Genomic DNA, 1,502 nt, shown 5'->3' on the forward strand with positions numbered 1-1,502 from the left:
GACCAAGGATCCAATGTGGCACCATTAATTTCACGGTAATGATAAATTGGTTCAATTAATTCCTTCGATCCGCAAACGACACCACCAAGTGCATCCTCATGACCGCCCAAGAATTTCGTTGCACTATGAAGGACAAGATCTGCGCCGAGTTCAAGCGGTTTTTGATTAATTGGTGTGGCAAATGTGTTATCCACCACAACAAGCGCACCGACTTCTTTTCCTTTTTTCGCTATTCTTTCAATATCCGTAATTTTTACAGTCGGATTTGTTGGCGATTCCAAATAAACGATTTTACAGCCCTTTTCAATTTCTCTTTCCATTTCTTCATGATTGCCGGTTTCGCATAATACGATTTCAATGTTCATTTGCGGCAAAAATTCAGTAAAAATTTTATTTGTACCGCCATACGTATCTTTGATTGAAACAATCCGATCACCTGGTCTCAAGAATGTATAAAATATGTTGCTAATGGCAGCCATTCCTGTTGAAAAACTTGTGGCAGCTTCTGCCCCTTCCATGATTCTCACTTTTTCTTCAAAGGCTTGTACTGTCGGGTTCGTATTTCTTCCGTAGATATGTCCCGGTTTTTTTCCAGTCGCAACATCATACCATTCGTCCATGTCATCATAGTTGTAAGCGACACTTACCACGACCGGAACTTGTGTGGCTCCATGCACTAATACGTCTTTTTCTCCTGACCATACAGCTTGTGTACCCATGTTCACTTTTTTGTTACTCATAAAATACCCCTCCAATGTTTTTATCTAATAAAAGATTTTTTGCCTGTTACCAGCTGTTCATAGGCAAAGCGCGCGATGACTGTATCTTGCACCCCAGTGCCTGTCAAATCGCAGACGGTTATTTGCCCATGATCGGTTCTTCCTGTTTTTGTACCTGTGATGATTTCTCCCAGTTCTATAATGTTTGCCTCTTCATCTATGATTCTCTTATCTTTTGCGTGATGCAGCTCACCTAATCGGAAACATTGAGATTTGACATCACAAGCGATCAAATCCGCCTTACTAAAAATGTTTTCATCCAGTTCCTGCTTATGCTCGGCATCAGATCCCATCGCCGTAATATGAAGACCCGGATGCAGCCATTCGGCTTTAATCAATGGTGAAGTGGCAGGAGTTGTTGTGATTACAATTTCACTCATTTTGACCACTTCTTCCGGGCTTTTGGCGACAATGACCTTTTTCCCTAATTTCGCTTCCATTTCAACAGCATAGTTTTTTGCGGCTTCATCTTTGCGACCATAAACATAGATCGTCTCAAATTGCCTTATTAGTGAAAGTGCTTCAATCTGGTACCTGGCTTGGGTTCCGGTACCTATGACACCGACACTTTCAACGTCCGGTTTCGCCAAATACTTTGCAGCAATGGCACCGGCCGCCGCGGTTCTTACATCGGTCAAATAGCCATTATCAAGCAAGATGGATTGGGCAAGCCCTGTTTTCGTGCTGAACAGGAGCATCATGCCGCTCAGGCTATTTGACCGA

The 1,502-nt window shown here is 42.7% G+C and carries 2 protein-coding genes; both read right to left on the reverse strand.

Annotated features, from left to right (window positions below; all coding sequences use genetic code 11):
* Positions 1-740, reverse strand: a 740-nt coding sequence (locus GX497_18290; protein ID HHY75128.1) for an aminotransferase class V-fold PLP-dependent enzyme, incomplete at its 3' end; no start/stop codon positions are given.
* A gap of 20 nt (positions 741-760) precedes the next feature.
* The coding region (locus GX497_18295; protein HHY75129.1) for an ornithine cyclodeaminase family protein at positions 761-1,502 on the reverse strand (742 nt) is incomplete at its 5' end.

This window comes from Bacillus sp. (in: firmicutes) (genome assembly GCA_012842745.1).
GTDB lineage: Bacteria > Bacillota > Bacilli > Bacillales > Bacillaceae_J > Schinkia.